Below are 26,113 nucleotides of genomic sequence, written 5' to 3'. Positions count from 1 at the left end.
CCATATCTCCCTAGTGTTCATTTATTGGATCGTGCTGATTGTGACACGACCAGTTTTTCCGGGAAGAGCCCCTGTGGTCGCCACAGAAGCATCCCCACGATCACGAAGCCGATCAGCACGAACTGGATCGACCCGGTATACAGTTGCACCTCCAGCGGTGCGAAGCGCGACAAGGCCCAACCGCTGGCGGTCCATGCGGCCCAGATCAGGAAGGTCCCCATCACAGCGCCCTTGTTGTTGCCCGCGCCACCGACGATCAGCATCGCCCAGATCTGGAAGGTGAGGATCGGCAGCACGTCTTGTGGGCTGATGAAGGCATAAAACGTGGCATAGAGTCCACCGGCAAGACCCATGATCACCGATCCTGCAACAAAGGACGTGAGGCGGACACGCGACGGCGATTTGCCCAGCGACTGGGCGGCGGTCTCGTCCTCTCGGATCGCGCGCAGCAAGCGTCCAAAGGGGCACTGGATCAGCCGTTCGAGGAACAGGTAGGTGGCGATCAGCAAGATCAGGACAAAGACGAAAAAGGCGAGGTTGTAAGTGAACCCGTTGCCCAGTGTATCGCGCAGCGGGCGTTCGAACCCACGAATGCCCTGCGCACCACCTAGAGCGTCTGTATTGCGCATCACGGTCTCAAAGGCGACAGCGACCCCGAAGGTGGCGATGGCAAGGTAATCGTGCCTGAGCCGGATGGTCAGAAGCCCGACGATCCAGGCGACGATCCCGGCGCAGGCCATGCCGCCCAGCAGCGCCAATAGGTAAGGCAGGCCGAACCCACCCAGCTGCCCCGCCTGCGGCGTCCCGCCTAGGATCAATGTGCCATAGGCCCCTGCCCCAAAGAATGCGACGACACCGCCATTGAAAAGGCCGGTGTTGCCCCATTGCAGGTTCAGACCCAGCACCGCGATCGACAGGATCGAGGCGACCGTGGCGAAGAAGACGAGGTAGGAAATGACGCCGATCATGTGCGCTCTTCCCCGAACAAGCCATGCGGGCGCAGGATCAGTACGGCAAGGATGATGAGGAAGGGCACCGCCGGGCTGTAACCCGAGGGCAAGATCACCAGCGCAAGGTTGGAGGCGAGACCAACGAGGAAGCCCCCCAGCACCGCGCCATAGATGCTGCCGATGCCGCCCACGATAGTGGCCGCGAAGATCGGCAAGACCAGATCGCGGCCCAGCACCGGGCTGATCTGATTGGTCAGGCCATAGAACACGCCTGCTGCCGCCGCCAGCCCGCCGCCAATCAGCCAGATCAGCACGATCATGCGGCTGAGGTTGATGCCAGAGACCTGAGCCAAAGTCGGGTTCTCGGCCACTGCTCGAAGCGAGTATCCGAATGTCGTGCGCGACAGGACGAGATGCAGGATGAACATGATCAGCAGCGCCGCCACCAGCGTGAACACCTGATCCGGCTTGATCAACAGGAACGGATCCCGGCTGACCACGATGGCGAAGACGATGTCCTGCGAATAGAGCTTCGGGTTTAGACCGAAGATCAGACCGAGGATGTTGCGGATGATCATGGCGACGCCGAAGGACGCGAAGACCATCGACAACTCTCCGCCCTTGGCGCGGACGCGTTTGAACACGAGCTTGTCGACAGCCACCGCCGAAAGGCCCGTCAGCGCCATCGAGAGCAGAAGTGCGAGGGTCAGCGACCATGTGAGGCTGAGCGGCGGGATCGCCTCGGCCAGTGCGGGGTGGATCGCACCGAAGAGGCCGTCGAAGACCAAAGCGGCATAGGCCCCGATGGAGAGCAGTTCGGCATGCGAGAAATTGGCAAAGCGCAGCATGTGCATCGCCATGGTCAGGCCAATCGCGCCCAGCGACAGGATCGAACCAACCAGCACTCCGTCAACGAGGTTCTGGATCATGCGTGTGTCACCCGTTTGCCGCCAAGGTAGATCTGCCCGACCACTGGATCGTTCAGCAGATCCTGCGCCGCGCCATCGACCTGATTGCGGCCATCGGCAAGGATGTAGCAGTGGTCCGCCATCCGAAGCGCCTGTTTGACGTTCTGTTCGACAAGCAAGATCGTCACGCCCTGTTCAGTCAGCGACTTGGCGTATTCCAACACCTCTTGCGCCGCTTTGGGGGAAAGCCCGGCAGACGGTTCGTCCATCAGGATCACCTTGGGATCGATGGCGAGCGCCATTGCGACGGCAAGGAATTGGCGCTGCCCGCCGGACAGAGCGCCCGCCTTTTCGGTTTGCTTGTCAGCCAAGGCCGGGAAACGGGTGAACAGCGCCTCGCGCCGCGCTGCGGCGTCTTTCCCGGCATTGCGCAGGACCAGATCAAGGTTCTGGCGGATCGTCAAAGAGCGGAAGATGTTGTCGGATTGCGGAACATAGGCCACGCCCAGCGCACCCATTCGGTCGGGGCGCGGGTTGGTGATCTCGGCCCCGTTCAGATGGACCGTGCCGCCCGACACCGGCACAAGGCCCGCAATCGCCTTGATCAGAGTGGACTTGCCCGCGCCGTTGGGTCCGATGATGACCGTTACCTTGGCGGTCTTGGCGGTCACGGACACGCCTTTGAGGATCGGCAGGTCGGGGACATATCCCGCGACGACATTTCCTGCCGCCAGCGCCGTCATTCGACCTGCGCCCCCAGATAGGCGTCCAGAAGAACGGGGTTGTTCTGAGCTTCAGCAGCGGTGCCTTCGAAAACCTTGCGCCCTTCGGCCAATGCGATCACCGGGTCGCAATGCTGCATCACGAAATCCATGTCATGTTCGATGATGACAAAGGTTTTGCCGTCGCGGTTCAATTCTTCGATCTTTTCGATCAGCGTCCGCGTCAGGCTTGGGTTCACACCGGCGGCGGGTTCGTCCAGCAGGATCAGTTTGGGATCGCCCATCAGGATGCGGGCCAGTTCCAGAAGCTTCATCTGACCGCCAGAGATCTGCCCCGCCGCCTGATCGGCCAATGGGGCGAGGGTGACGAAATCGAGCACCTCCATCGCGCGTTTGCGAATGGTGGTTTCCTGATTGCGCATCTTGGCCGCGCCAAAGAACGGCCCCCAAAGGCGTTCACCCACCTGCGCCATCGGGGCGAGCATGACGTTTTCAAGAACACTCATCCTGGCGAAGGGACGTGGGATTTGGAAGGTGCGGCCAAGGCCGAGGCTAAACAGCGCATTGGGGGAAAATCCGGTTACGTCCTCACCGTCGAGATGGACAGTCCCGCTGGACGGTTTCAGCATCCCGGTCAGTACGTTGAAGAGCGTGGTCTTGCCTGCGCCATTGGGTCCGATCAGTCCAGTGATCGTCCCTGCCTTGATGTCGAGAGACACATCGTTGACGGCGCGAAACTCACCGAACGTCTTGCTGACGTTGCGGATGCTGAGGATCGGGTCAGCCATTGGCGCCATGGACCGCATCGTTCGGGTTGGTGTTCAGGTTGTATTTCATGATTCGGCCATGCCGACCGCTACGGTCGCGTTCGAGCGAATAGACATCGCCCTTGGGACCGTCCGCCTGGTCCAGCACCGCGTTCAATGTCGCGTGATCCTCGGCGTCCAGCGCGAAGGCAAAGGTCTGGAGTGTCTGCGGCAGGTGCCGCGCATAGCGCGCGCCGACAATCCCGGCAGCGACCTGCGGCTGGTCCAGCACCCAACGCGTGGCGACGGCAGACAGCGAAACACCATGTTTGTCCCCGACGGATTTCAGCGCCCTGAGCAGATCCTGAAATCTGTCCCAAGGGCCGAATTCTTCGATGATGAGGCGGTACTTGATCAGGCTGCGGTTTTCGAACTGGAAACCGGGGTCGGGTTCGCCCAGCCATTTTTCGGTGATGAAACCACCGGCCAAGGTGCCGTAGCAGATCAGCATCAGGTCATTCTGCGCGGCCCAGTCGGACAGCCCGTTCGCCGGGCGGCGGTCAAGGACGGAGTACTGCACCTGCGCCGAAGCGATATCGAAGCCCGCGTCGACAAAAGGCTGCATCGCCTGCCGGTCCCAGTTGGTGGTGCCGAGGTTCTTGATCTTGCCTTCTTTGCGCAGGTCTTTCAGCACATCGAGCGCCTCGACCGCGTTGCCGATCGTGAGGTCCCACCAGAAGAATTGCACGAGATCGAGTTGGTCGATCTTCAGGCGTTGGAGCGAGCGGTCGACGATGGCCGTCACCTCGTCTGGCCGCAGGTCACCAAGGCGCGTCAGGTCCGGCACCAGTTTGGTGTGCACGCAGACGCGGTCCGCCACCGACGTACCGCGCCGCGCCCGCAGATCCGCGATGAAGTCGCCGATCATCTCTTCGACGCCGGTATAGATGTCGGCGCAGTCAAAGGTGAAGAGACCGGCATCGACAAAGGCCTCCATGTCGCGGATCGCCTGTGCGCGGTCCACCGGACCGTGATCCCCCGCCAATTGCCAGCCACCGCGAATGACGCGACTGATGGTGTGACCGGGGCGCAGGGCGATGGTTTCAACGCTCATGTCTGCTCTTTCCAATAGGGTGTGCCGCGCTGCTCCGGCAGGCCGGTGGTTTCGGAATGGCGGAAGCTCCGCTTGCCAATGCGTGTCACCCGGAACCGCCCGCCGCAATTCGGGTCGGGGCAGGCGATTTCGGCATCGGTGGACATCCAGTCGTTGGGTGAGGTCGGACGTTGCTTAGCGGGAAGCAGAGGCAAGAGTGCCGCAAGCGCATACATCGAAACTTTTTGCTGGTTGTCGAAGACCAGCAATTCGCCTTCGACGCGGAAGCTTTCGCCTTCGACATGGCGGCAGACGGATGTGCGATCTCCCACGACGGTTTCCACGCGCAGGTCGTAGAGCCAAAATTCGTCCGCGTCCTGCGCCGCGCTCATCGTTCCCCGAATGCGCGGTTCCGCGCGGTTGTTCCCTGTTGTTAACCATATGGTTGCTGGGATCTTTCGGGGTTGTCAAACGGGTTCGGGGCGGCAACTCATGGGGCGATAGCCGAAAGGACGCGCCGTGACCCAACCCGACACCATCGCCCTGAGCCACCGCCTGACCATCCGCCGCGCGTTGGTAGGCCTGTGGCAGGTGGCCGACATAGAGAAAGACGGCGACATCATCGACCCGGATGTGGGCGCGGATCATCTGGCAGCCTATGCAGATGCCGGATTCGACAGCTTCGACATGGCGGATCACTACGGGACGGCGGAATTGATCACCGGGGCGCTGCTGAAGCGTGGCGTCACGGCGACCGTTGGAACCAAATGGTGCCCTGTGCCCGGCCCGATGACGGCGGACGTGGTGCGCGCCGGGGTGCAGGAACGGTTGGACCGTCTGGGTGTGGACCGGGTCGATCTGCTGCAATTCCACTGGTGGAGTTTCGAACATCCAGCCTGGCTCGACGCGCTGCATGAGATGGCAAAGCTGCGCGAGGAGGGTCTGATTGGCGAGATCGGTCTTACCAATTTCGACGCGGCACATCTGCATCTGGCGCTGGCTGATGGCATTCCAATCATCAGCAACCAGGTGCCCTGCTCGCTCTTGGACCGTCGCGCGACCGGGCCTTTGTCAGAGGTATGTGCGCACTGGGGCGTGAAGCTCTTGTGTTACGGCACGTTGCAGGGCGGGTTCCTGTCGGAACGCTGGCTGGGAAAACCAGAACCGGCGGACATCACCGACTGGAGCAAGATGAAATACAAACGTTTCATTGACCATGCCGGGGGATGGGAGGCGTATCAGACCGTTTTGCAGGCGGCTGCCGATGTGGCAGCCAAGCACGGCGTGTCGATTGCCAACGTGGCAACGCGCTGGGTGCTGGAGAACAAAGCGGTGGCCGGGGTCATCATCGGCGCGCGTTTGGGCGAAGCGCGGCATACCGACGATAACCTCAAGCTGTTCCAGTTTGCGCTGGACGAAGAGGACCATGCCCGACTGAATGCCGCCTTTGCAGTGACCACACCCCTGCCCGGCGATTGCGGCGATGAATATCGCAAGCCGCCCTTCCTGACCGCCAGCGGAGATCTGAGCCACCACCTCGACACGATGCCGCTTGCCGTCACGGTTGAAGAGGTGCCCGGTCGTCTCGGTGAGCGTCGTGTTCTGTCAGGCAGCGAGTGGGAAGATATCGCAGGCTATTGCCGAGCGCATCAGGTCGGCGACCGCATTATGGTGTCCGGTACCACTGCGACCGCTGGCGTGGACCGCGCTGTAGCGCCGAAGGACGCGGGCGCGCAGACGACCTTCATCCTCGACAAGATCAGCGCAGCCCTGACAGCGCTTGGGTCTTCGATGGAGGATGTGGTCCGAACCCGTGTTTACCTGAGCGATGCAGAGGATGTGCTGGCAGTTTCAAAGGCGCATGGGCGCATCTTTGCAGACATCAAACCGGCCAATACGTTGTTTCAGATCGGACAATTGATCGGCGACTACAAAGTAGAGATCGAGGCCGAAGCGATCATCCGGCCCCGATCTTAGAACTTACTTCTTGGCTGCTTCCAGCGCGTCCAGACGGGCCTTGAGCATTTCGTTCTCCTCGCGCGCTTTCATCGCCATCGCGCGCACGGCGTCGAATTCTTCGCGGGTGACGAAATCGCGGTCCGCGAGCCAGCGGTCGATCATCGACTTCATCGCGGTTTCGGCCTCTTCCTTCGCGCCCTGAGCCACACCCATGGCGTTGGTCATCAGTTGCGAAATGTCTTCGAATACCTTGTTACGGGTTTGCATGTCTGCCTCCGGCGTTTGCTTGACCTCTATATGGGCTGCACACCCACGCGGCACAAGGTTGACTTCGCCGCAGAGCGATGAGCATCTGCGCGCATGTCCACGGGTCTGCCTTTTCCGAATGTCTCGCCAGAGCTGTTTACGATCCCGATCTTCGGGATGGAATTCGCGTTGCGCTGGTATGCCTTGGCCTATATCGCGGGCATCCTGATCGGGTGGCGGATCGCGGTTGCGGCCGTGAAGCGGGTGACGCTTTGGGCGGGCGACACGCCACCGATGCGCCCCGAACAGGTCGAGGAATTGCTGACCTGGGTGATCCTTGGGGTCATCCTCGGAGGGCGGCTTGGGTTCGTGCTGTTTTACCAGCCAAGCTACTATTTCGCGAATCCGCTAGAAATCATCGCGGTGTGGCAGGGCGGCATGGCGTTTCATGGTGGTCTGATCGGGGTCATCCTTGCTGCGCTGATCTACTGCATGAAGGAAGGTTTGCCGTTGCGCCCGACGGCGGACATGATGGCGCTCGCGACGCCACCGGGGCTGTTGCTGGGGCGGATTTCAAACTTCATCAACGCAGAGCTTTGGGGTCGTCCGACGGACCTGCCCTGGGGCGTCCAGTTTCCGGGACAGGGTGCGCAATCCTGTGGCCAGGCGCTTGGGGAGATTTGTGCCCGCCACCCGTCGCAGCTCTACGAGGCGCTTCTGGAAGGTCTGCTCCTGGGGGCGGTTCTGCTGTGGCTTGCCTTCCGCAAGGGCGCATTGAAAGTGCCGGGGCGGATCGTCGGATTGTTCATCGGGGGATACGGTGTCGCGCGCTTTCTTGTGGAATTCGTGCGGCAGCCCGATGCGCAGTTTGTATCCGAGGGCAACCCGCTCGGCCTTGCATGGCATCTCGGTGGATACGGTTTGACCATGGGGCAAATCCTGTCAGTGCCGATGATCCTGATCGGCGTTTACCTTTGGACAACGGCACGCCGCGCATGACTGCTCTTGCTGACCTCCTTCGCAAGCAGATCAAGGCGACGGGGCCGATGACCCTCGCGCAATACATGTCAGCGTGCCTTCTGCATCCGAAACACGGTTACTATACCACACAGGACGCTTTGGGTGTGGACGGCGATTTCACCACCGCGCCAGAAATCAGCCAGATGTTCGGAGAACTGATCGGCCTTTGCCTTGCGCAAAGCTGGATGGACCAAGACGCACCAGATCGCTTTGCCTTGGTCGAGCTAGGGCCCGGGCGCGGAACGTTGATTGCGGATGTGATGCGGGCGACATTGCAGGTGCCGGGGTTTCATGCCGCAGCAGAGCTGCATCTGGTTGAGGCGTCTAACCGCATGCGCGCCCTGCAAGCGGCCGCCCTTCCCGCACATGACCCGACTTGGCACGACAGCGCGGAAACGCTGCCCGAAGAAATGCCGGTCTACGTTATCGCCAACGAGTTTTTCGATGCGCTTCCGATCCGGCAGTTTCAACGCGATCCGAAAGGCTGGCGCGAGGTGATGGTGGGGCTTTCGGAAGACGGCGGATTGCAGCGCGGTCTGAGCGATCCGGTTCCGATTGACGCACTTAACAATCGTCTGGATGACACCGTGCCGGGCGCATTGATCGAGACCTGCGCCCACGCGACGGCGGTGGTGGATGCGTTGGCACGCCGGATCGCGCCCAATGGCGGCATGGCGCTTTTCATCGATTATGGTGGATGGCATTCCGACGGCGATACCTTTCAAGCCGTACGTGCACACCGACCTGTAGATCCATTTGCCGAACCGGGGCGCGCCGATCTGACCGCCCATGTCGATTTCGAGGCTTTGGCACGGGCGGCCTTGATCGCGGGATGCGCCGCCAGCCAGTTGACCAATCAGGGTGTCTTTCTTGAACGGCTCGGAATTACGCCGCGTGCGCAGAGTCTGGCCAAGAGTTTGAACGGCGACGCACTCGACGCGCATGTGGCAGCACATCGACGGTTGACCCACCCCGATGAAATGGGTTCCTTGTTCAAAGTGCTGGGGCTGTACCCAGTGGACGAGTCGCCGCCGCCCGGACTGGACCCATGACGCTGGAAATCATTACGTCAGACAGCCTTGGCCCCCTGCGCCACGGTTTTTTCACGCGGCGCGGCGGAGCGTCGTCGGGTGTGTTTGCAGGATTGAACTGCGGCGCAGGATCGACAGACCAGACGGAAATCGTGGCCATCAACCGCAGTCGCGTCGCCGACGCAATGGAGGTGCCCGGTGAGCAGCTTGTCAGCGTTCATCAGGTCCATTCCGCCAAGGTCGAGGTTGTCGATGGGCCATTTGGCACCCCGAAACCGAAAGCCGATGCCATGGTCACAAAGACGCCGGGTGTGGCTCTTGGTGTATTGACCGCCGATTGCCAGCCGGTGCTTTTTGCGGATCATGACGCGGGCGTGGTCGGCGCGGCGCATGCCGGGTGGCGCGGGTCTCTGGACGGCGTTTTGGAGGCGACCATCGACGCGATGATCGCGCTTGGTGCCCACCGCGAAACAATCAAAGCAGTGATCGGACCCAGTATCAGCCAGCGCGCCTACGAGGTTGGACCCGAATTTCTGGATGCGTTTCTGGCCGAAGACCCACAATATGCGCGGTTCTTCGTCAACGGTGTGGAAGACAAGTTCCATTTCGATTTGCCGGGCTTTGGATTGCACAAGCTTCGCAGCGCCGGTGTGGACGCCGAATGGACACGGCACTGTACATATTCTGACGCAGATCGCTTTTATTCCTACCGTCGCGCGACCCATGCGCGCGAGGCAGATTACGGCCGTTTGATTTCCGTGATCCGGCTCTGACAGGCATCTGCGCCATTGGCGCGCTGCCCAAATCAATCACAGTAATACACCGAGATTGTCCACGTTTGGTCACAAACGCGCCCAATTGCGCGGGTTATTTAGGATCAAGAAACAACGGAACACCACCGGAGCAGTCCAATGTCGCGCACTTCGAAATTCATCGCCTCTGTCGTTGCAACATCGAAAGAGGAACTTCCTGCACTTCCCTTCCAGCGTGGCGCGACACGCAAAGCCATGTTTGACCGGATCAAGGCGCAAGCCGCTGAAGAGGCCGCCCGCAAACGCGCCTGAGAACGCCCCGAGAACAGCCGGACCGCCACAATCCTCCCCAATTGTGGCAGCGCTGTTCCAAGGAGTACGACAATCCCCCAGTTGTCAGAAAATTGGCCGCGATTTCGCGGCCAATTTTCGTTGTTTTTTGACGAATCAAACATTGATCAGCCATTTTATGCTCAACGAAATTGCACCGTCCTTCTGGTGTTGTTGGTGGGGGCCAACGCGGATGTGACCTAACGTAAAAGGTATCACATGGCTCAGACCTCGACCGATCGCGCGGCGACGACCGACTTCAATGCCTATGCAGTTTCCACCGATAAAGTTGCCACGTTCGACGGGCAGCCTCGACGCGACGTCCCTCTCACCCGCACTATCGAGGCTGCCGCACTCCTCCCGGACCAGTCCGTGTCCGAGTCCAGTTTCACAGTTCCCGCGTCCGCAACATTTGAAGCCTGTGCGTCGGCCTTCGCGCGCGGCACCCTGATTTCGACGGTCATGGGGCCGATTGCCGTCGAGGATTTGATCCCCGGCGATCTGGTCGAAACCCATCGTGGGCCCCAACCGGTTGTCTGGATCGGCAGCACGCCATACCTGCCGGACTTTGCCGCTGATACCACCTCTCTCACCCATTTGCTCCGTTTGCCGGGGATCGGCATGGACCAAACCGATCTCTTGCTTGGTCCTGCCGCCCGGATGGTGATCCGACAGGATCGCTTTCCCGATCTGCTGAATTGTGACGCCGTTCTGGCCCCGGCCAGCGACTATATCGATGGCGACAGGGTTTTGCGCATTACCCCACCGGGACCGGTGCAACTTTATCACTTTGCCTTGCGCCGCCACGGCATCATTCGCGCGAATGGGCACGAACTGGAAAGCTACCATCCTGGCCGCATTTCCGCAGCCGATATTGGCACCTCGGTGCGCGCCATGCTGCAGTCCATGTTCGCACATCTGGATAATCTAGAGGCGTTTGGGGATCTTGCCTTCCCGCGTACGACGCGCGATGTGATCGAAACCCTGAGGGTCGCCTAACCGCCCGAAAAGCGGGTCAGGCCGGGTCGCCAAGCCGCGCTTCAAGGATGTCGAACGGCACGCCGGGTTCGTCTTTCGCGCCCCGGATCACCAACGAAGTTTTGACACTGCCCACATTGGGAGAGGTCAGCAGGCTACCGGTCAGAAAGCTCTGGAACGTGCTCAGATCCGGCGCCACGCATTTGAGGATGAAATCGACCTCCCCATTCAGCATGTGACACTCGCGGACAAGCGACCAGCCGCGGCATCGGTCCTCGAACGCGCGAAGATCCGCCTCGGCCTGGCTTTGGAGACCGACCATGGCAAAGACCTGCACTTCGAAGCCCAACTCGCGTGGATCAACCTCTGCGTGGTATCCGCGAATGAAGCCCTGCTCTTCCAAGGTGCGCACACGGCGCAGGCACGGCGGCGCCGAAATCCCCACACGGCGCGCCAATTCGACGTTGGTCATGCGACCATCTGCCTGAAGCTCTGCCAGTATCTTGCGGTCTATTGGATCCAACCGATGTGACGGCATTCTCAGCACCCCTGATTTTTTGGTATTGTTATATCACCCGCAGGCTGTGCGCAATATTGTTTCAACGCCGCGCAACAATCTTAAACAATCAAATCACAGCTTAAACCTGCGGGATGTTGTCTTGCATTGATTTGCGAACCGGGCAGCAGACGCATATATCCGTAGGACACAAGAGTCACTTACTGCTTTGATGCGAGGCTGCCCCCATGTCCGACACACGCCATACCAAGGTTCTGATCATCGGCTCCGGCCCTGCCGGCTACACCGCTGGTGTCTATGCGAGCCGCGCCATGCTCGAGCCGATCCTCGTGCAGGGCATGGAGCCGGGTGGCCAGCTGACCACCACCACCGAAGTCGAGAACTGGCCCGGCGATACCGAAGTGCAGGGTCCGGACCTGATGGTCCGCATGGAAGCGCATGCCCGCGCCATGGGGACCGAGATCATCGGCGATCTGATCACATCGCTTGACCTGTCCAAACGCCCCTTCACCGCGCAGTCAGACAGCGGCACGGTTTACACAGCGGATGCTTTGATCCTTGCCACCGGAGCCCGCGCAAAATGGCTGGGTCTTCCGTCGGAAGACGCGTTCAAGGGCTTCGGTGTTTCAGCCTGCGCGACCTGTGACGGCTTTTTCTATCGCGGTCAGGAAATCGTCGTGATCGGTGGCGGCAACACCGCTGTGGAAGAAGCGCTGTTCCTGACGAACTTTGCCTCCAAGGTGACCCTGATCCACCGCCGCGACGAATTGCGAGCGGAAAAGATCCTTCAGGACCGGCTGTTCAAGAACCCAAAGATCGAAACGCTCTGGCATCACCAGTTGGACGAGGTGTTCGGCACCGATATGCCGAAGGGCGTCGAAGGTGTCCGCGTGAAACACGTTGAGACCGGGGAGATCAAAGAGATCCCCTGCAAGGGCGTGTTCATTGCCATCGGCCACGCACCGGCCAATGAACTGGTCAAGGATGTTCTGGAAACGCACATGGGCGGCTATGTAGTGACCAAGCCCGACAGCACCGAAACCTCGATCCCAGGTGTGTTCGCTGCAGGTGATCTGACCGACCACAAATATCGTCAGGCGGTCACATCGGCTGGCATGGGCTGTATGGCAGCTCTTGAGGCAGAGCGGTTCCTTGCGGAAGTCGGCGATGATGCCGGAAAAGTTGTGTCCGAGCCTTTGGGCTATGGCGCAGAGGCACCCGCGGCAGAGTGAGAATGACTATGGGTCGGCCACAGAAATCCGACCCATATCCTCTGTTTCCAGTGGATTTTCGGTAGTCCGTCACCAAAACTGGCGCAAATTCCGCACATCTTCCCGAATTGCAACGCTGCGTGACCTTGTCTCTGGACTTGTGTCCGGCTGAGGGCGTAACCAGCGCGCAAAATTGGACAGTGAGCAGAATAATGTATCCCCAGAACCTTGCCCCGATCCCGGAACTCTATGTCTCATATGACAGTGCGCAGAAGCTGAAGCTGGAAGCCGCTGACCTTGTCAGCCACGATCTGACGCCGCGCCAGATTTGCGATCTGGAACTCCTGATGAATGGCGGTTTCAACCCACTCAAGGGATTCCTGAGCGAAGAGGATTACAACAGCGTCGTCGAGAAGATGCGCCTTGCAGACGGCACGCTCTGGCCAATGCCGATCACTCTGGACGTGTCTGAAGCATTCGCAGAAAACCTCGAAATCGGTCAGGACATCGCCCTGCGCGATCAGGAAGGTGTGATCCTTGGTACGATGACCGTGACAGACCGCTGGGTGCCGAACAAGGCGCGCGAGGCGGAAAAGGTCTTTGGCGCGGATGACGACGCCCACCCGGCTGTGAACTACCTGCACAACAAGGCGGGCAAGGTCTATCTGGGTGGTCCGGTCACAGGTATCCAGCAGCCCGTACACTATGATTTCCGTGGTCGCCGTGACACGCCGAATGAATTGCGCGCCTATTTCCGCAAGCTGGGCTGGCGTAAGGTGGTCGCATTCCAGACCCGCAATCCGCTGCACCGCGCGCATCAGGAACTGACCTTCCGCGCCGCGAAAGAGGCGCAGGCCAACCTGCTGATCCATCCGGTGGTCGGTATGACCAAACCCGGCGACGTGGACCATTTTACCCGCGTTCGGTGCTACGAGGCCGTTCTGGACAAGTATCCCCAGTCCACCACGACAATGAGCCTGTTGAACCTTGCCATGCGCATGGCCGGACCGCGCGAGGCCGTGTGGCATGGGTTGATCCGCAAGAACCACGGCTGCACGCATTTCATCGTCGGCCGCGATCACGCTGGCCCCGGCAAGAACTCCAAGGGTGAGGATTTTTACGGTCCTTATGATGCGCAGGATCTGTTCCGCGAACATCAGGACGAGATCGGTCTCGAAATGGTTGATTTCAAACAGATGGTCTATGTGCAGGAACGCGCCCAGTACGAGCCGATGGATGAAATCGCGGACAAGGACAAGGTGACGATCCTCGATATCTCGGGGACCGAACTGCGCCGCCGTCTGGCCGAAGGTCTTGAGATCCCAGAGTGGTTCTCGTTCCCCGAAGTGGTAAACGAACTGCGCAAGACCAAACCGCAGCGGTCGAAGCAGGGCTTTACAGTGTTCTTCACCGGCTTTTCGGGTTCAGGCAAATCGACCATCGCAAACGCGCTTATGGTCAAACTGATGGAAATGGGCGGGCGTCCGGTCACGCTGCTGGATGGCGATATCGTGCGGAAGAACCTGTCATCCGAGTTGGGGTTCAGCAAGGAACACCGCGATCTGAACATTCGCCGCATCGGCTATGTTGCATCCGAGATCACCAAAAACGGTGGTATCGCGATCTGTGCGCCGATTGCACCCTATGCCACAACACGCCGTGCGGTGCGCGAAGACATCGAACAGTTCGGCGCCTTCATCGAGGTGCATGTCGCCACGAGCCTCGAGGAATGCGAACGCCGCGACCGCAAGGGGCTCTACAAGCTGGCGCGGGAAGGCAAGATCAAGGAATTCACGGGGATCTCAGACCCTTATGATGTGCCGGAAAACCCGGAGCTGCGGGTCGAGACCGAGAATGTCGAGGTCGACAACTGCGCGCATCAGGTCATCCTGAAACTCGAAAGCCTTGGTTTGATCGCGGGTCAATAAGAACACAATGCAGGGCCGGGACAGTTCCCGGCCCTTTTCGTTTAAGGCGTGTCCGTCAGGACGCGGTTGTGCTGTGGGTTGTATCGTGGCCTAGTACGAACAGTGTTCGACAACAGTAGCAATACAGCCATGTTCAAACGACTTCTGCTCGCTCTTGCGATCGTCACTCCGTCATTTGCGGCGGCGGACCGAAGCTGTGACACCAAGTTTCAGAAGGTCTGCATCGAGACCGTGCAAAGCGGCAGCGCAATCGCTTTTTATGCCGAGAACCGATACAGGCTTCTGCCAGTCACGCTGAACATTGAACTGGATGTGACAAACCTTCAGCGCACGGAAGGCAGTTCGGGACCGTTCGTTCTGAACGGAAATGAGCGGGTGCTTTTGTTCACCTTGTCCCAAAGACGGAACGCGGCGTGGTCCTACAGTTACACGTTTACCTGGAGCCGCGGCGACATCACTGCGCGGCATGATGACAGCTACGCCTATCGGCTGCCTTTTGCGCAGGGCAAAGCTTTTCGGGTAGGTCAAAGCTGCAACGGCCGCTTCACGCACGTTGGCGCGCATCGGTACGCTGTCGATTTCGACATGCCCGAAGGTACGCCAATCCACGCAGCACGGGATGGGGTGGTGGTTGACCTGAAAGAGGATTCACGCAGCGGAGGGCCGGGCGAAGACTACCAGGATCAGGGCAATTATGTGATCCTCCAGCACGCAGACCGGACTTTGGCGCAATACTTCCACCTCCGGCCGGGTGGCGTCAGCGTGAATTTGGGAGACAGGGTTCGGGCAGGCACGCTACTTGGCTATTCAGGCAATACGGGCCAATCCACCGGCCCGCATCTGCATTTCGACGTGATCCGCGGCTCAAAGACGGTGAAAAGCGAAACGCTCCCGTTTCGATTTGCCACAGATCAGGGTGCCGTGCGTTGCCCTCCAAGAGGAACGACGCTGCGCGCTGTCAGATGATTTGGCCTAGTGCACCGTGACCGGAGCAAAATCGTTCTGCCGCGCCAGCATGAAGGCCATCTTGCGGTCTTTCACAAGCGCAAGGCGTTCGCCATCGGCGCGGTGGACGGCGTAAATGGTTGTCTTGTCCCCAAGTTCGTCACGCACCTCATCCGGCAAATCGGCGACAGCAACGGGGCGCACGTAAACGAGGTTGGACTGGTCTGCATCTTTGAAATCGAACGGCGTATTCATGGTCTACCCCTTTTTGATCTGGATTGTCTGAACCACGGTTTCGGGACGCAACAGGGTCAGATCGACATGCAGCAGCCCGTTCTCCATGATCGCCTCTCCCACTTCGACACCATCGGCGAGAACAAAGCTGCGCTGGAACTGGCGCGCGGCAATCCCGCGATGGAGGAACATCCGGTCGGCTGTATCGTCTTGCTGTCGGCCGCGAATGACAAGCTGTCTGTCCTCAACGGTGATGGCCAGATCTTGTTCCCGAAAACCTGCAACAGCCAGAGTGATCCGGTAGGATCCTTCCGATGTCTGTTCGATATTGAAAGGAGGATAGCCTTCATTGCCGGATTTTGCGGTGCGTTCGAGCAAACGCTCCAACTGCTCGAACCCCAGAAGGTGGGGATAGGATCCCAAAGTCAGTTTCGTCATCGACACGTCCTTTTGCGCAAGCGACTGTGTTTGTGCGGCCCCGTTCTGGCGACCGACAGAAAGAAATATGGGGGCGCAAGGAACAAGACGCAAGGGCTTTGCGGAATCGCAGAATAGGGTTATCTTCCCGGTCCCAGCCACTTATCGGGGACCAAGCCGCATCATGAATGCTCCTACTGATCTGTCGATGAAAACAGACGACGTCCTGAGGGTCGAACTCGAGGTGTTCCGCCGCGAGCACCGTGATCTGGACGAAGCCATTCGTGCCATGCAGCAAACCGGAACGGCGGACCAGCTCACCCTTCAACGGCTGAAAAAGAAGAAGCTGATGTTGAAGGACAAGATCGCCCAGATCGAAGACCGGCTTCTGCCTGATATCATCGCCTGAGGGCTGGGCCGAGTTGCCCCCCGATCCGATCTGGCTATAGTGCGCGCTCCGAACACCTGAAGGGGCATATCGCCATGTCAGAATCGATCAAGGTCGGCATCATCATGGGCAGTCAGTCGGACTGGCCAACGATGAAAGAAGCGGCCGATATGCTGGATGCGCTAAATGTGCCTTATGAGGCCAAGATCGTGTCGGCGCATCGCACACCGGATCGGCTTTGGGACTATGGAAAGACTGCCGTTGACCGGGGTTTGCAGGTGATTATCGCGGGCGCCGGAGGTGCGGCGCACCTCCCCGGCATGATGGCGTCCAAAACCCGTGTGCCGGTGATTGGTGTGCCGGTGCAGACACGTGCATTGTCGGGTGTCGACAGTCTGTATTCCATTCTGCAGATGCCACGCGGATTTCCCGTGGCAACCATGGCCATAGGTTCCGCCGGTGCGGCGAATGCCGGTTTGATGGCCGCCGGGATTCTGGCCCTGCAGGATGCCGATCTGGCTGCCCGCCTTGACCAATGGCGCGCTGACCTCTCGGCCTCAATCCCTGACGCCCCTTCTGACGACGGATAACACCCATGACGCTTGCCCTCCCTATCGGATCGACCATCGGCATTATCGGCGGTGGTCAGCTTGGCCGAATGCTGTCGGTCGCAGCCAGCCGTCTTGGATTTCGCTGCCATATCTATGAGCCCGGCCCGAATCCTCCGGCAGGTCAGGTGGCCGATCAGGTGACGACCGCCGCCTATGACGACGAGGCCGCTCTGCGCGCCTTTGGTCAATCGGTGGACATCATCACCTACGAGTTCGAGAATATTCCAACCTCAGCGCTGGACCTGTTACAGGATCTTGCCCCGATCCATCCGGGTCGCGAGGCGCTTCGCGTCAGTCAGGACAGGTTGACGGAAAAGACCTTTCTTCGGGATCTGGGTCTTCAAACTGCGCCCTTTGCCGACATCACCGACGCCGCCAGCCTTGAGGCAGCGCTTGATCAGATCGGCGCCCCGTCGATCCTGAAAACCCGCCGCTTTGGCTATGATGGCAAAGGACAGGCGCGTATCATGACGCGTGACGACGCAGCGCAGGCCTTGGCGGACATGCAGGGGGCACCCGCAATTCTGGAAGGATTTGTCGATTTCTCGCATGAAGTCTCAGTGATCGCCGCGCGGGGTCTGGATGGCGCAGTCGCAGCCTTCGACCCCGGAGAGAATGTCCACAGCGACGGCATCCTGCGGACCACAACCGTTCCCGCGCGCCTGACGGCGAGCCAGCGCACCGATGCCGTATTGCTGGCCGCAAAGATTGCAAACGCATTGAACTATGTCGGCGTGATGGGGGTCGAACTCTTTGTGACGCCGAGCGGACTGATCGTGAACGAAATTGCGCCGCGGGTTCACAACTCAGGGCACTGGACCCAGAACGGCTGCACCGTGGATCAGTTTGAACAACATATCCGTGCCATCACGGGCTGGCCCTTGGGTGACGGTCAGCGCTATGCGGACGTGGTGATGGAAAACCTCATCGGCGACGATATGGACCGCGTGCCGGAACTGGCGAAAACGCCGGATTGCGCCTTGCACCTCTACGGCAAGGCAGAGGTGAAGCCCGGCCGCAAGATGGGCCATGTGAACCACATCAAGCGGGCTTAACTGCGCAGAAACCGCTCCGCGACCGTGCCGGTAAGATGCGCGACGCGACCTGCTGCAATGGTTGCTTCCACACGGCGGGTCGTTGGATCAACGACAATCAGGTCCGCCCGCTTGCCCGGTTCAAGGGTGCCTCGATCCGCAAGGCCAAGCATCTGTGCAGGACCGGTGGACAGCATGGCCCAAGCAGAGGCGAGATCGCACAAGCCCAACTCCTCCAGCCGAAAGGCTGCGCGCAATGGTGACGGGTAATGGTAATCTGACGCAAGCGCATCACAAAGGCCGTGCGCCACAAGTTCCGATGCCGCGATATTCCCAGCATGGCTGGCCCCACGCACAACATTGGGAGCGCCCAACACGATCTGCGCACCATCGTCCCGCGCCGCTTGCGCCGCCTCCAGCGTTTCGGGAAATTCGCTGACAGTGGCGCCGCGCGCGGCCCATTCCTCGCGATCCTCGGGTGTGCTGTCGTCATGGCTCCCAAGGACAATACCCTTCTGAACCAGCCGTTCGGTCAACGCATCAAGTGCTGCGGGCACGTCTGAGGACCGTGCGTGTAGGTCTTGCATCAGGGCAAGATGCGCCTCTGGGCTGCGTCCACTTTTAAGCGCCTGCCCAGTCAGACGCGGCGGCTTGCGCCCTTCTGACAGACGCTGGTGCGGCAAGTGGTCATTAAAGACCACATAGCCGATCCCGAACCGATCGATGGCGGCTTCGGCGCGGGCAAAGTCGTCAAGGAGATGGGTTTCCAACCGCAATTGAAGTTGCAGGTCCACAGCGACGCTGTCGCGAACGGCAGCCACGCTTTGGAACACATGCTCGGCAAATTCGGGCCCGCGCATGCCGCCTTCCCATGAAAAGAACTGGGCCAGAACAGCGGTGGTGATGCCGTTCGCAGCAAGCTCCGCCGCCACGGCAACAACGCCATGTTCAGCCTCGCGCAACGCCCCACGGCGCGGGGCCATATGCCGTTCAAAGCCGTCCCCATGTGGGTCGACGATCCCCGGCAGGACAAGATACCCCGACAGGTCAATCACGCGTCCAGTCTGGTCAGCCGCGATCAGACCATCCGACACCGACAGGGGCGCATCACTCCACCCATCAGAAGTCAGGATTTTGGTACCAACAAGCGTACACTCAAGGCTCATTTGCAGGCTCCGGGCAGATGCCGAACATACAGGCCAGTTCTTCGGTATTGATGGCTTGGGTCCAATCCAGTTCCGGGTCAAACCGTCCTGTTCGCAGGAAAAGGTCAACCTGCGCGATCACAGAAGGGGCTTGCATGATGAAGGTATGGGTGACCGGCATGGTCAGATGGGCGCGCATCCCTGCCACCTTGGTCAACTCGACTGAAACCTTGCCATCATCCGGACCGGGTATCAGGCTTGAGAAAAACGGATTGAGAGATCTTGTGCCAGCAATAACTCCAAGATCGAAATCGACCGGCGGCAGCGATTTCGGCAGATCATTGGGAGCGGTTCCCAACTGTTGACCCGCAGGACCATTGAGCCACTCGAAGAGTTCAAGTCCCCCCAGCTCGTCCACCAGTTCACTGCCCTGGTTGGGCGGGGCCAGCATGACAACCCGTCCAAGATTGGCCGGTCGATTGTCCTTGAGCCAGAACCGCAAGAGAATGCCGCCCATGGAATGGGTGACGAAGTGGATACGATCCTTTTCGCACGACGCCACAGCTGCCGGTAAGGTTTCCCCGACCAGGGTCTGTATGCGCGCCGTCGTCGACGGGTAGCCGGGTGCTTTGACGGTGTAGCCCTTTGCCTCGAGCACGGATTGCATCAGCGCAAAAGAGGTTTCCGTCCGCGCCAACCCGTGCAGAAGCACCACGCAGTCCGCACGGGCAGGCTGCGCCACGAACAGCGTGATCAAGGTTGCAACGGACAGGGCAAGACGGCGAAACATAAGCGTCAGATACGTGGTGCGGTCACATTTAGAAAGAGGCTAGCGCCGCGACGTGACGGCCAACAGAACCCCGCCCAGAACAAGCAGGGCCGCCACGATCAACCGCGATGTCACCGTTTCCGACAGGATCACCGCACCGCCAGCAATAGCGATGACCGGGACAGTGAGTTGGGTGACCGCCGCCGTGCTGCCGCGCAGATGAGGCAGGACCGTGTACCACATCGAATACCCGATACCTGATGTCACCGCTCCAGCAAGAATGGCCATTGCCACGCCAAATGCCGTTGCCGAGGACAGGTGAATCCCGTCAAGAAACGCAACGGCGATCAGTGTTCCGACCAGTGCGAATGCTGCGGAAATGCAGAAATTCGCCGCCGTTGCGCCAAGGGCATCCGATGCGCTTCGCCCGTTGAGCGAATAGATGCCCCACGCGATACCGGCGACGGCCATCAGGCTTGCGTGCCAGAGGCTTGGGGCCGCCGAGTGGCCCGGCCAGAGCAGCCAGACAAGCCCACCGAACGCGACGCCCGCCCCCACCCAGCGCCGCGCCGCGGGGCGTTCACCGCCGATCAGCGCACCGGCGAACATGGTGATCTGCACGAGGCCAAAGAGGATCAATGCACCAAGCCCGGCGTCCAGGCTTTCATAGGCCAGTGAAAACCCGAAGATATAGACGAAGAGCGACAGCACTCCGACAGTGCGGCCAGTGCCGCCAAGGACAAGACGGCGGTCCCGGAGCATCACGAGTGCAGCCAGCATGACAGCGCCGGCGCAGAGGCGGACCACGCCGAACGCGACCGCATCGATATCCCCATGCGCCAAGGCCACACGGTTCAGGATCGAGTTCGAGGCAAAGGCAATCAGGGTCAGGAAGGTCAGGAGAAGAAGACGCATGTGATTGGCTAACGCGTCACGCAGGCGGTGGCCAGACACCTTTTCGTACGGTCTTTCGCAAAAGCTTTCAGCGGGTCTGAGAATCTTCGTACGAAGATTCTTAGGCGCGCCTTAATTCGAGGTTAATTCCCAAGCGATCCAAAGCACCCTCTGAGAATGAACAAAGGCGCCCGAGGGCGCCTTTGTGTGTAGGTCTGCAGAATAATCCGCCAGACATCCCGAAGGATATCTGCTGATTACATCATGCCGCCCATGCCACCCATGTCGGGCATGCCGCCGCCAGCGCTTTCTTTCTGCGGCTTGTCGGCAACCATGGCTTCGGTTGTGATCAGCAGGCCAGCAATGGACGCTGCGTCTTCCAACGCTGTGCGCACAACTTTGGCCGGGTCGATCACGCCGAACTTGAACATGTCGCCATATTCGTCGGTCTGCGCGTTGTAGCCGAACTTCGGATCGTTGCTTTCGCGGATCTTGCCAGCAACAACCGAACCGTCGACGCCTGCGTTCTCTGCGATCTGGCGCAGCGGTGCTTCAACCGCCTTGCGCACGATGGCAATACCGGCGTTCTGGTCGCTGTTTGCACCTTCGAGACCTGCGAGGGTCTTGCCGGCCTGTACCAGAGCAACACCGCCACCGACGACGATACCTTCCTGAACAGCGGCACGTGTCGCGTTCAGAGCATCGTCCACGCGGTCCTTGCGCTCTTTCACTTCGATTTCGGTCATGCCACCAACGCGGATGACAGCCACACCGCCTGCAAGCTTCGCAACGCGTTCCTGCAGCTTTTCACGGTCGTAATCGGAAGTGGTTTCTTCGATCTGGTTGCGGATCTGGGCAACACGTGCCTGGATCTCGGCCTTCTCGCCTGCACCGTCGACGATTGTGGTTTCGTCCTTGTTGATCTGAACCTTCTTGGCCGAACCCAGCATGTCAATGGTGACATTCTCAAGCTTCATGCCGAGGTCTTCGGAGATCACCTGGCCACCGGTCAGGATTGCGATATCCTGCAGCATCGCCTTGCGACGGTCGCCAAAGCCCGGTGCCTTGACTGCAGCGATCTTGAGGCCGCCACGGAGCTTGTTGACCACGAGGGTCGCCAGCGCTTCGCCTTCGACGTCTTCCGCGATGATCAGCAGCGGCTTCTGCGACTGGATCACGGACTCGAGCAGCGGAACCATCGGCTGCAGCGAAGAGAGTTTCTTTTCGTGCAGCAGGATGATGCAGTCGTCGAGCTCTGCGGTCATCTTGTCAGCGTTGGTCACGAAATAGGGGCTCAGGTAGCCACGGTCGAACTGCATGCCTTCGACGACATCGGTCTCGGTTTCGAGGCCTTTGTTTTCTTCGACGGTGATGACACCCTCGTTGCCGACTTTCTGCATCGCGTCCGCGATCTGGCGGCCGATTTCAGCTTCGCCGTTTGCGGAGATGGTGCCGACCTGTGCGACTTCGTCGCTGTCGGTCACGTCGCGGGCCGCAGCTTTGATCGCTTCAACGACTTTCGCCGTTGCGAGGTCGATACCGCGCTTGAGATCCATCGGGTTCATGCCAGCTGCAACCGACTTCATGCCTTCTTTGACGATGGCCTGTGCCAGAACGGTTGCAGTGGTGGTGCCGTCACCGGCTTCGTCGTTGGTGCGGGAAGCAACTTCCTTCACCATCTGTGCGCCCATGTTCTCGAACTTGTCTTCCAGTTCGATTTCCTTGGCCACGGACACACCGTCTTTGGTGATGCGCGGTGCGCCGAAGGATTTGTCGAGCACAACGTTGCGGCCTTTCGGGCCGAGGGTCACCTTCACCGCGTCGGCGAGGATGTTGACACCCTTCAGCATGCGCGAACGGGCGTCTGTGTTGAATTTTACGTCTTTTGCAGACATCGCTTAGTCTCCACTAATTTAGTCAGAGGTGTTGGTTTGGAACCACGACGGGCGTTCAGGCAGCTTTCGCTGCTGCGTCGTCCGTGATGATGCCGAGGATGTCCGACTCCTTCATGATGAGGAGTTCTTCGCCATTGACCGTCACTTCCGTGCCCGACCATTTGCCGAAAAGGACCTTGTCGCCGGCCGAAACGGCCATCTCGATCAGCTCGCCACTGTCCTTGCGCGCGCCTTCGCCACACGCAACAACCACGCCTTCTGCCGGCTTTTCTTTGGCGCTATCTGGGATGATCAGGCCACCAGCAGTTTTTTCGTCACTCTCAGTGCGACGGACCAGCACGCGGTCATGAAGCGGTTTAAATGCCATCTTCGAGTCTCCTTGCTCAAAGGTTTCCACTAAAGTCCCTCGCTCCCCGAAGGACTGTTGTCACTCTATAGGGTCGAGTGCTAACGGCGGATAACTAGGCATCGCGCAAGCGTGAGTCAACATTTTTCGCCGCAAAAATTTATGGAGTTCGGCGCAAGGCCGCTTGCGGGATCAGTAGCTCGGAGACCGTTCTGCCCAACCGGCAAAAATCTTCTCCAGAAACACCACCACGTAGTAGAGGACGATCCCCATCAGAGCGAGCGCGATCAAAACCGCGAACATCAGCGGATAATCCGAATTGGTCTTGCCCGAGTCAAAGAGCGCACCGAGTCCGCGCCCATGGGGTGAGACGATTTCCATCAGATTGGTGCCGATGAACGCCAGTGTGACCGCCACCTTGAGGGCCCCGAAGAACTCGGGCAGGGTCTTGGGAAGAGCAATTTTCCAGAAGATTTTGGTCTTGGATGCCCCCAGAGAGGCAAGAATGTCGCGATATTCCGGCTCAAGCGTGCTCAGGCCAATAGAGACGGACACCGCGATGGGAAAGAACGAGATCATGAACGCGATCAGGATGGTGTTGAAGTTGTGATCGCCGACAAAAAGCAGAGCCACGATGGGAACCACGGTCGCCTTGGGGATCGCGTTGAAGCCCACCAACAACGGATAGAGCGCATCTCGCATGGTGCGTGAGAAGCCCATGATCATGCCGAGGAAGACCCCGAAGGCGATGGCCAGCAACAGGCCAACCACCGTCCGCCACAACGTCTGCCACCCCATGACAATGAAAAGGTCCCAATACCGCGCATAGGCGGGGGGCAGATCCGATGGCGAGGCCATCACGTAGTTCGGCCAGCCGTTGGCCCAGACCAGAAGTTCCCACAACAGGCCGAAGACCACGATGGCCAGAACAGGGACCATGATATTGCGAAGCGTCATTGGGCGGCCTCGTGTCCATCAGCCCGGCCCTGCGCGATCTGAATCTGGCGCCGCAGGATGTTCAGCGCCTCCGCCGATTCCGGGGTATAAAGATGTTCGATGTCGCGCTGACCTGTCAGGTGCACATCCATCACGTATTGTGTCTTGGCAGGCCGCCCCGACAGCACGACCACCTGATCGGCCAGGAAAATCGACTCGCGCAGATCATGGGTGATCAGGACGCCGGTGAACGGCTCTTCCGCCTTGACCTTGTGCATGGTCTGCCAGAGGTCTTCGCGGGTGAACGCGTCTAGTGCCCCGAACGGCTCGTCAAGGATCAGCACTTCGGGCTTGTGCACGATTGACCGGCACAGCGACGCACGCTGCCGCATCCCGCCAGAGAGTTCACTGGGGCGTTTGTCCTCGAAACCTTCCAGACCGACAAGCGCCAGCAGCTTGCGCGCCCGCTCTTCCTGTTCGCGCTTAGTCAGCTTGGTCGGCACAATCTCGAGCGGCAGCATGACGTTTTGAAGTATGGTCCGCCATTCCAGCAGCACGGGGTTCTGAAAGGCCATACCCACAGTCGACTTCGGCCCTTTGACCAATTCACCGTGGAGCCAGACCTCGCCTTGATCGGGTTTCATCAGGCCAGCGATCAGACGGGTCAGTGTGGATTTACCACAACCAGACGGCCCAACCACAGCAGCAAATCCGCCTTCGGGAACAGTCAGTTCCAATCCATCCAGCACGGGCAAGGGACCCGCCTTGGTTTGGTAGGCGTGTCGCACGCCTTTGATTTCGATGAGATTTCCCGACACGCGCACCGCCTTGTAACAAGGGCCGACCGTGACACGCACGACCGGCCCATTGGAAGTTTTATTTCAGCATCCGCGCAGCCGCGTCCGGCAGGTAGGCATCCGTAAAGTAGAGGCTTGCGTCGGGCGCGTTCTGGAACTCGTAGGTTTGTGCGATCTGCTCGATCGCCTTTGCCATACGGTCGGCGTCAATACCCCCCATGCCATTGGCCATCGCGTAATCGGTCGCGACGTTGGCATCGATGGACAGTTGCAGACGGCGCTTTTCAAGCTCTGCATCGGCCGCCGGGTTGCGTTCGATCAGGCTGGCAATCGCGGCATCCGGGTCTGCAATCGCATCTTTCCAACCGGCGGCGACCGCACCAAGGAACCCTTTGATCAGCTCGGGATGATCGGCAGCGAAATTGGTGTTCGCGATAATCGCGTTGCCGTAAAGCGAGAGGCCATAATCCGCCATCAGGATGGTCGAGATGTCCTCTTCCGGCACGCCAAGACGCACAAGGTTCAGATAGGACGAGAACGAGAAGCCTGTGATCGCGGCGACGTTGCCTTCGGCGAGCATCGGCTCACGGGTCGGGAAGCCGACCGGTTCAACGGTGATTGACGCGACATCCAGATCGTTGGCAATGGCAAAAGCCGGAAACTGCGCCCATGCGCCATCGGGGGGCGGGGCGCCCAGGACTTTGCCTTCAAGGTCTTTCGGCACTTCGACACCCAGCGACTTGCGGCCAATGATAGCGAAAGGCGGCTTGTCGTATACCATCATCACAGCCGTGACAGGCGCACCGGGGTTTTGGTCGAGGAACTTGATCAACGAGTTGATGTCTGCGAACCCGACGGGGAAGGCACCGGTCGCCACTTTCGGGATGGCATCCAGAGACCCCTGCCCGGCCGAAATCTCGACCGAGAGGCCGGCCGCTTCGAAATGGCCCTTGTCGATGGCCACGAAATAAGGGGCCGCTGGACCTTCGAATTTCCAGTCGAGCGCAAATGGAAAATCAGCCTGTGCAAAGGCGGCACTTGCGAAGCTGAGTGTGGTGGCAAAGGCCGCCAACGTACGTTTAAGCATCGAGAATCTCCAAGGTTTGTTCGAGGCAAGCTGTTCCATCAGTTGGAGAAACGGAACACGAAGGACCGTCCACCTATTTTCAGAGGCCAAGGGCGCATAATTTCTGAGCAGCTTTCGCGAACTTGCTCAAATCATTAGCACACGGCGTCTTTTCGCCAAGCAAAAAAAGCAAATTTTTGGTTCTGCGAAACCTGTGCATGTCCGATTCAACGTGCTTCTCTGGT

30 protein-coding genes are annotated in these 26,113 nt (G+C 59.7%); 12 read left to right on the top strand and 18 right to left on the bottom strand.

Annotation, left to right across the window (positions count from 1 at the left end; genetic code table 11):
• Positions 1–17: 17 nt before the first annotated feature.
• Genes ACMVPR_RS20265 through ACMVPR_RS20240 form a run of 6 tightly spaced genes read right to left on the bottom strand, consistent with a single transcriptional unit; the run spans position 18 to position 4,811 of the window.
• Positions 18–968: a branched-chain amino acid ABC transporter permease gene (locus ACMVPR_RS20265; RefSeq protein WP_416884335.1), complete on the bottom strand. Its 951-nt coding sequence runs from the start codon at positions 966–968 to the stop codon at positions 18–20.
• Positions 965–1,879, bottom strand: coding sequence for a branched-chain amino acid ABC transporter permease (locus tag ACMVPR_RS20260; RefSeq protein ID WP_416884334.1), 915 nt, complete (start codon positions 1,877–1,879; stop codon positions 965–967). The genes ACMVPR_RS20265 and ACMVPR_RS20260 overlap by 4 nt, the downstream gene beginning before the upstream one ends.
• Positions 1,876–2,601, bottom strand: a complete 726-nt coding sequence (locus tag ACMVPR_RS20255; RefSeq protein WP_416884333.1) for an ABC transporter ATP-binding protein — start codon at positions 2,599–2,601, stop codon at positions 1,876–1,878. The genes ACMVPR_RS20260 and ACMVPR_RS20255 overlap by 4 nt, the downstream gene beginning before the upstream one ends.
• Positions 2,598–3,368, bottom strand: a complete 771-nt coding sequence (locus tag ACMVPR_RS20250) for an ABC transporter ATP-binding protein (protein WP_416884332.1) — start codon at positions 3,366–3,368, stop codon at positions 2,598–2,600. The genes ACMVPR_RS20255 and ACMVPR_RS20250 overlap by 4 nt, the downstream gene beginning before the upstream one ends.
• A complete protein-coding gene (locus tag ACMVPR_RS20245; RefSeq protein WP_416884331.1) occupies positions 3,361–4,440 on the bottom strand; it encodes an aldo/keto reductase in 1,080 nt (359 codons plus the stop codon). Before ACMVPR_RS20245 ends, ACMVPR_RS20250 begins: the two co-directional genes overlap by 8 nt.
• Entirely contained in the window at positions 4,437–4,811 is a 375-nt protein-coding gene (locus ACMVPR_RS20240; protein WP_416884330.1) for a TIGR04076 family protein, read from the bottom strand. The genes ACMVPR_RS20245 and ACMVPR_RS20240 overlap by 4 nt, the downstream gene beginning before the upstream one ends.
• 127 nt (positions 4,812–4,938) lie before the next feature.
• Between ACMVPR_RS20240 and ACMVPR_RS20235 the strand changes: the two genes are divergently transcribed.
• Positions 4,939–6,396: an aldo/keto reductase gene (locus ACMVPR_RS20235; RefSeq protein ID WP_416884329.1), complete on the top strand. Its 1,458-nt coding sequence runs from the start codon at positions 4,939–4,941 to the stop codon at positions 6,394–6,396.
• A gap of 3 nt (positions 6,397–6,399) precedes the next feature.
• Here ACMVPR_RS20235 and ACMVPR_RS20230 read toward each other — a convergent pair whose 3' ends face one another.
• A complete protein-coding gene (locus ACMVPR_RS20230; RefSeq protein WP_292267718.1) occupies positions 6,400–6,645 on the bottom strand; it encodes an accessory factor UbiK family protein in 246 nt (81 codons plus the stop codon).
• Between the two features lie 93 nt (positions 6,646–6,738).
• On the opposite strand from ACMVPR_RS20230, the gene lgt reads away from it, so the two are divergent.
• From lgt to ACMVPR_RS20205, 5 genes are all read left to right on the top strand, one after another.
• Positions 6,739–7,623: a prolipoprotein diacylglyceryl transferase gene (gene lgt, locus ACMVPR_RS20225; RefSeq protein WP_416884328.1), complete on the top strand. Its 885-nt coding sequence runs from the start codon at positions 6,739–6,741 to the stop codon at positions 7,621–7,623.
• Positions 7,620–8,696, top strand: a complete 1,077-nt coding sequence (locus tag ACMVPR_RS20220) for a class I SAM-dependent methyltransferase (protein ID WP_416884327.1) — start codon at positions 7,620–7,622, stop codon at positions 8,694–8,696. The genes lgt and ACMVPR_RS20220 overlap by 4 nt, the downstream gene beginning before the upstream one ends.
• Positions 8,693–9,448, top strand: a complete 756-nt coding sequence (pgeF, locus tag ACMVPR_RS20215) for a peptidoglycan editing factor PgeF (RefSeq protein WP_416884326.1) — start codon at positions 8,693–8,695, stop codon at positions 9,446–9,448. The genes ACMVPR_RS20220 and pgeF overlap by 4 nt, the downstream gene beginning before the upstream one ends.
• Positions 9,449–9,586: 138 nt before the next feature.
• Positions 9,587–9,739, top strand: a complete 153-nt coding sequence (locus ACMVPR_RS20210; protein WP_416884325.1) for a hypothetical protein — start codon at positions 9,587–9,589, stop codon at positions 9,737–9,739.
• Positions 9,740–9,976: 237 nt separating this feature from the next.
• The gene (locus ACMVPR_RS20205; protein WP_416884324.1) at positions 9,977–10,756 is read left to right on the top strand and encodes a Hint domain-containing protein; all 780 of its coding nucleotides are present in this window, start codon (positions 9,977–9,979) and stop codon (positions 10,754–10,756) included.
• 16 nt (positions 10,757–10,772) lie between these two features.
• On the opposite strand, the gene ACMVPR_RS20200 is transcribed toward ACMVPR_RS20205, so the two are convergent.
• Entirely contained in the window at positions 10,773–11,273 is a 501-nt protein-coding gene (locus ACMVPR_RS20200; protein ID WP_292267727.1) for an Lrp/AsnC family transcriptional regulator, read from the bottom strand.
• A 206-nt stretch (positions 11,274–11,479) separates the two neighbouring features.
• Between ACMVPR_RS20200 and trxB the strand changes: the two genes are divergently transcribed.
• The 3 genes from trxB to ACMVPR_RS20185 all read left to right on the top strand — a co-directional run bounded on the left by trxB (position 11,480) and on the right by ACMVPR_RS20185 (position 15,357).
• Positions 11,480–12,484, top strand: a complete 1,005-nt coding sequence (gene trxB, locus ACMVPR_RS20195; protein ID WP_416884323.1) for a thioredoxin-disulfide reductase — start codon at positions 11,480–11,482, stop codon at positions 12,482–12,484.
• A gap of 191 nt (positions 12,485–12,675) precedes the next feature.
• Positions 12,676–14,391, top strand: a complete 1,716-nt coding sequence (locus tag ACMVPR_RS20190; protein ID WP_416884322.1) for a bifunctional sulfate adenylyltransferase/adenylylsulfate kinase — start codon at positions 12,676–12,678, stop codon at positions 14,389–14,391.
• Positions 14,392–14,520: 129 nt separating this feature from the next.
• Positions 14,521–15,357 (top strand): M23 family metallopeptidase, encoded by an 837-nt coding sequence (locus ACMVPR_RS20185; RefSeq protein WP_416884321.1) that lies wholly within the window; start codon positions 14,521–14,523, stop codon positions 15,355–15,357.
• Positions 15,358–15,363: 6 nt separating this feature from the next.
• Here the strand turns inward: ACMVPR_RS20185 and ACMVPR_RS20180 are convergent, their stop codons facing one another.
• Positions 15,364–15,591 (bottom strand): DUF1150 family protein, encoded by a 228-nt coding sequence (locus tag ACMVPR_RS20180; protein ID WP_292267732.1) that lies wholly within the window; start codon positions 15,589–15,591, stop codon positions 15,364–15,366.
• 3 nt (positions 15,592–15,594) lie between these two features.
• Positions 15,595–16,008, bottom strand: a complete 414-nt coding sequence (locus tag ACMVPR_RS20175; protein WP_292267733.1) for an Hsp20 family protein — start codon at positions 16,006–16,008, stop codon at positions 15,595–15,597.
• Positions 16,009–16,171: 163 nt separating this feature from the next.
• On the opposite strand from ACMVPR_RS20175, the gene ACMVPR_RS20170 reads away from it, so the two are divergent.
• The 3 genes from ACMVPR_RS20170 to ACMVPR_RS20160 all read left to right on the top strand — a co-directional run bounded on the left by ACMVPR_RS20170 (position 16,172) and on the right by ACMVPR_RS20160 (position 18,041).
• Positions 16,172–16,396 (top strand): YdcH family protein, encoded by a 225-nt coding sequence (locus tag ACMVPR_RS20170; protein ID WP_292267735.1) that lies wholly within the window; start codon positions 16,172–16,174, stop codon positions 16,394–16,396.
• 74 nt (positions 16,397–16,470) lie between these two features.
• Entirely contained in the window at positions 16,471–16,965 is a 495-nt protein-coding gene (purE, locus tag ACMVPR_RS20165; RefSeq protein ID WP_416884320.1) for a 5-(carboxyamino)imidazole ribonucleotide mutase, read from the top strand.
• 5 nt (positions 16,966–16,970) lie between these two features.
• Positions 16,971–18,041, top strand: coding sequence for a 5-(carboxyamino)imidazole ribonucleotide synthase (locus ACMVPR_RS20160; protein WP_416884319.1), 1,071 nt, complete (start codon positions 16,971–16,973; stop codon positions 18,039–18,041).
• Here the strand turns inward: ACMVPR_RS20160 and ACMVPR_RS20155 are convergent.
• From ACMVPR_RS20155 to ACMVPR_RS20120, 8 genes are all read right to left on the bottom strand, one after another.
• Entirely contained in the window at positions 18,038–19,186 is a 1,149-nt protein-coding gene (locus tag ACMVPR_RS20155; protein ID WP_416884318.1) for an alpha-D-ribose 1-methylphosphonate 5-triphosphate diphosphatase, read from the bottom strand. The genes ACMVPR_RS20160 and ACMVPR_RS20155 overlap by 4 nt on opposite strands.
• The gene (locus tag ACMVPR_RS20150; RefSeq protein ID WP_416884317.1) at positions 19,176–19,955 is read right to left on the bottom strand and encodes an esterase/lipase family protein; all 780 of its coding nucleotides are present in this window, start codon (positions 19,953–19,955) and stop codon (positions 19,176–19,178) included. Before ACMVPR_RS20150 ends, ACMVPR_RS20155 begins: the two co-directional genes overlap by 11 nt.
• A 39-nt stretch (positions 19,956–19,994) precedes the next feature.
• Entirely contained in the window at positions 19,995–20,849 is an 855-nt protein-coding gene (locus ACMVPR_RS20145) for a DMT family transporter (RefSeq protein WP_416884316.1), read from the bottom strand.
• 236 nt (positions 20,850–21,085) lie between these two features.
• Entirely contained in the window at positions 21,086–22,723 is a 1,638-nt protein-coding gene (groL, locus tag ACMVPR_RS20140; RefSeq protein WP_416884315.1) for a chaperonin GroEL, read from the bottom strand.
• 55 nt (positions 22,724–22,778) lie between these two features.
• Positions 22,779–23,090: a co-chaperone GroES gene (locus ACMVPR_RS20135; protein WP_416884314.1), complete on the bottom strand. Its 312-nt coding sequence runs from the start codon at positions 23,088–23,090 to the stop codon at positions 22,779–22,781.
• A 171-nt stretch (positions 23,091–23,261) separates the two neighbouring features.
• Positions 23,262–24,026, bottom strand: coding sequence for an ABC transporter permease (locus tag ACMVPR_RS20130; RefSeq protein WP_416884313.1), 765 nt, complete (start codon positions 24,024–24,026; stop codon positions 23,262–23,264).
• Positions 24,023–24,823 carry an ABC transporter ATP-binding protein gene (locus ACMVPR_RS20125; RefSeq protein WP_416884312.1) on the bottom strand — a complete coding sequence of 267 codons (801 nt, stop codon included), beginning with the start codon at positions 24,821–24,823 and terminating at the stop codon, positions 24,023–24,025. Before ACMVPR_RS20125 ends, ACMVPR_RS20130 begins: the two co-directional genes overlap by 4 nt.
• A gap of 58 nt (positions 24,824–24,881) precedes the next feature.
• Positions 24,882–25,889 (bottom strand): ABC transporter substrate-binding protein, encoded by a 1,008-nt coding sequence (locus ACMVPR_RS20120; protein ID WP_416884311.1) that lies wholly within the window; start codon positions 25,887–25,889, stop codon positions 24,882–24,884.
• Positions 25,890–26,113: the final 224 nt, after the last annotated feature.

Source organism: Marivita sp. (assembly GCF_048006345.1).
GTDB lineage: Bacteria > Pseudomonadota > Alphaproteobacteria > Rhodobacterales > Rhodobacteraceae > Marivita.
Note: the sequence above shows the minus strand (reverse complement) of the source record. Positions and strands in the feature narration are given on the sequence as shown.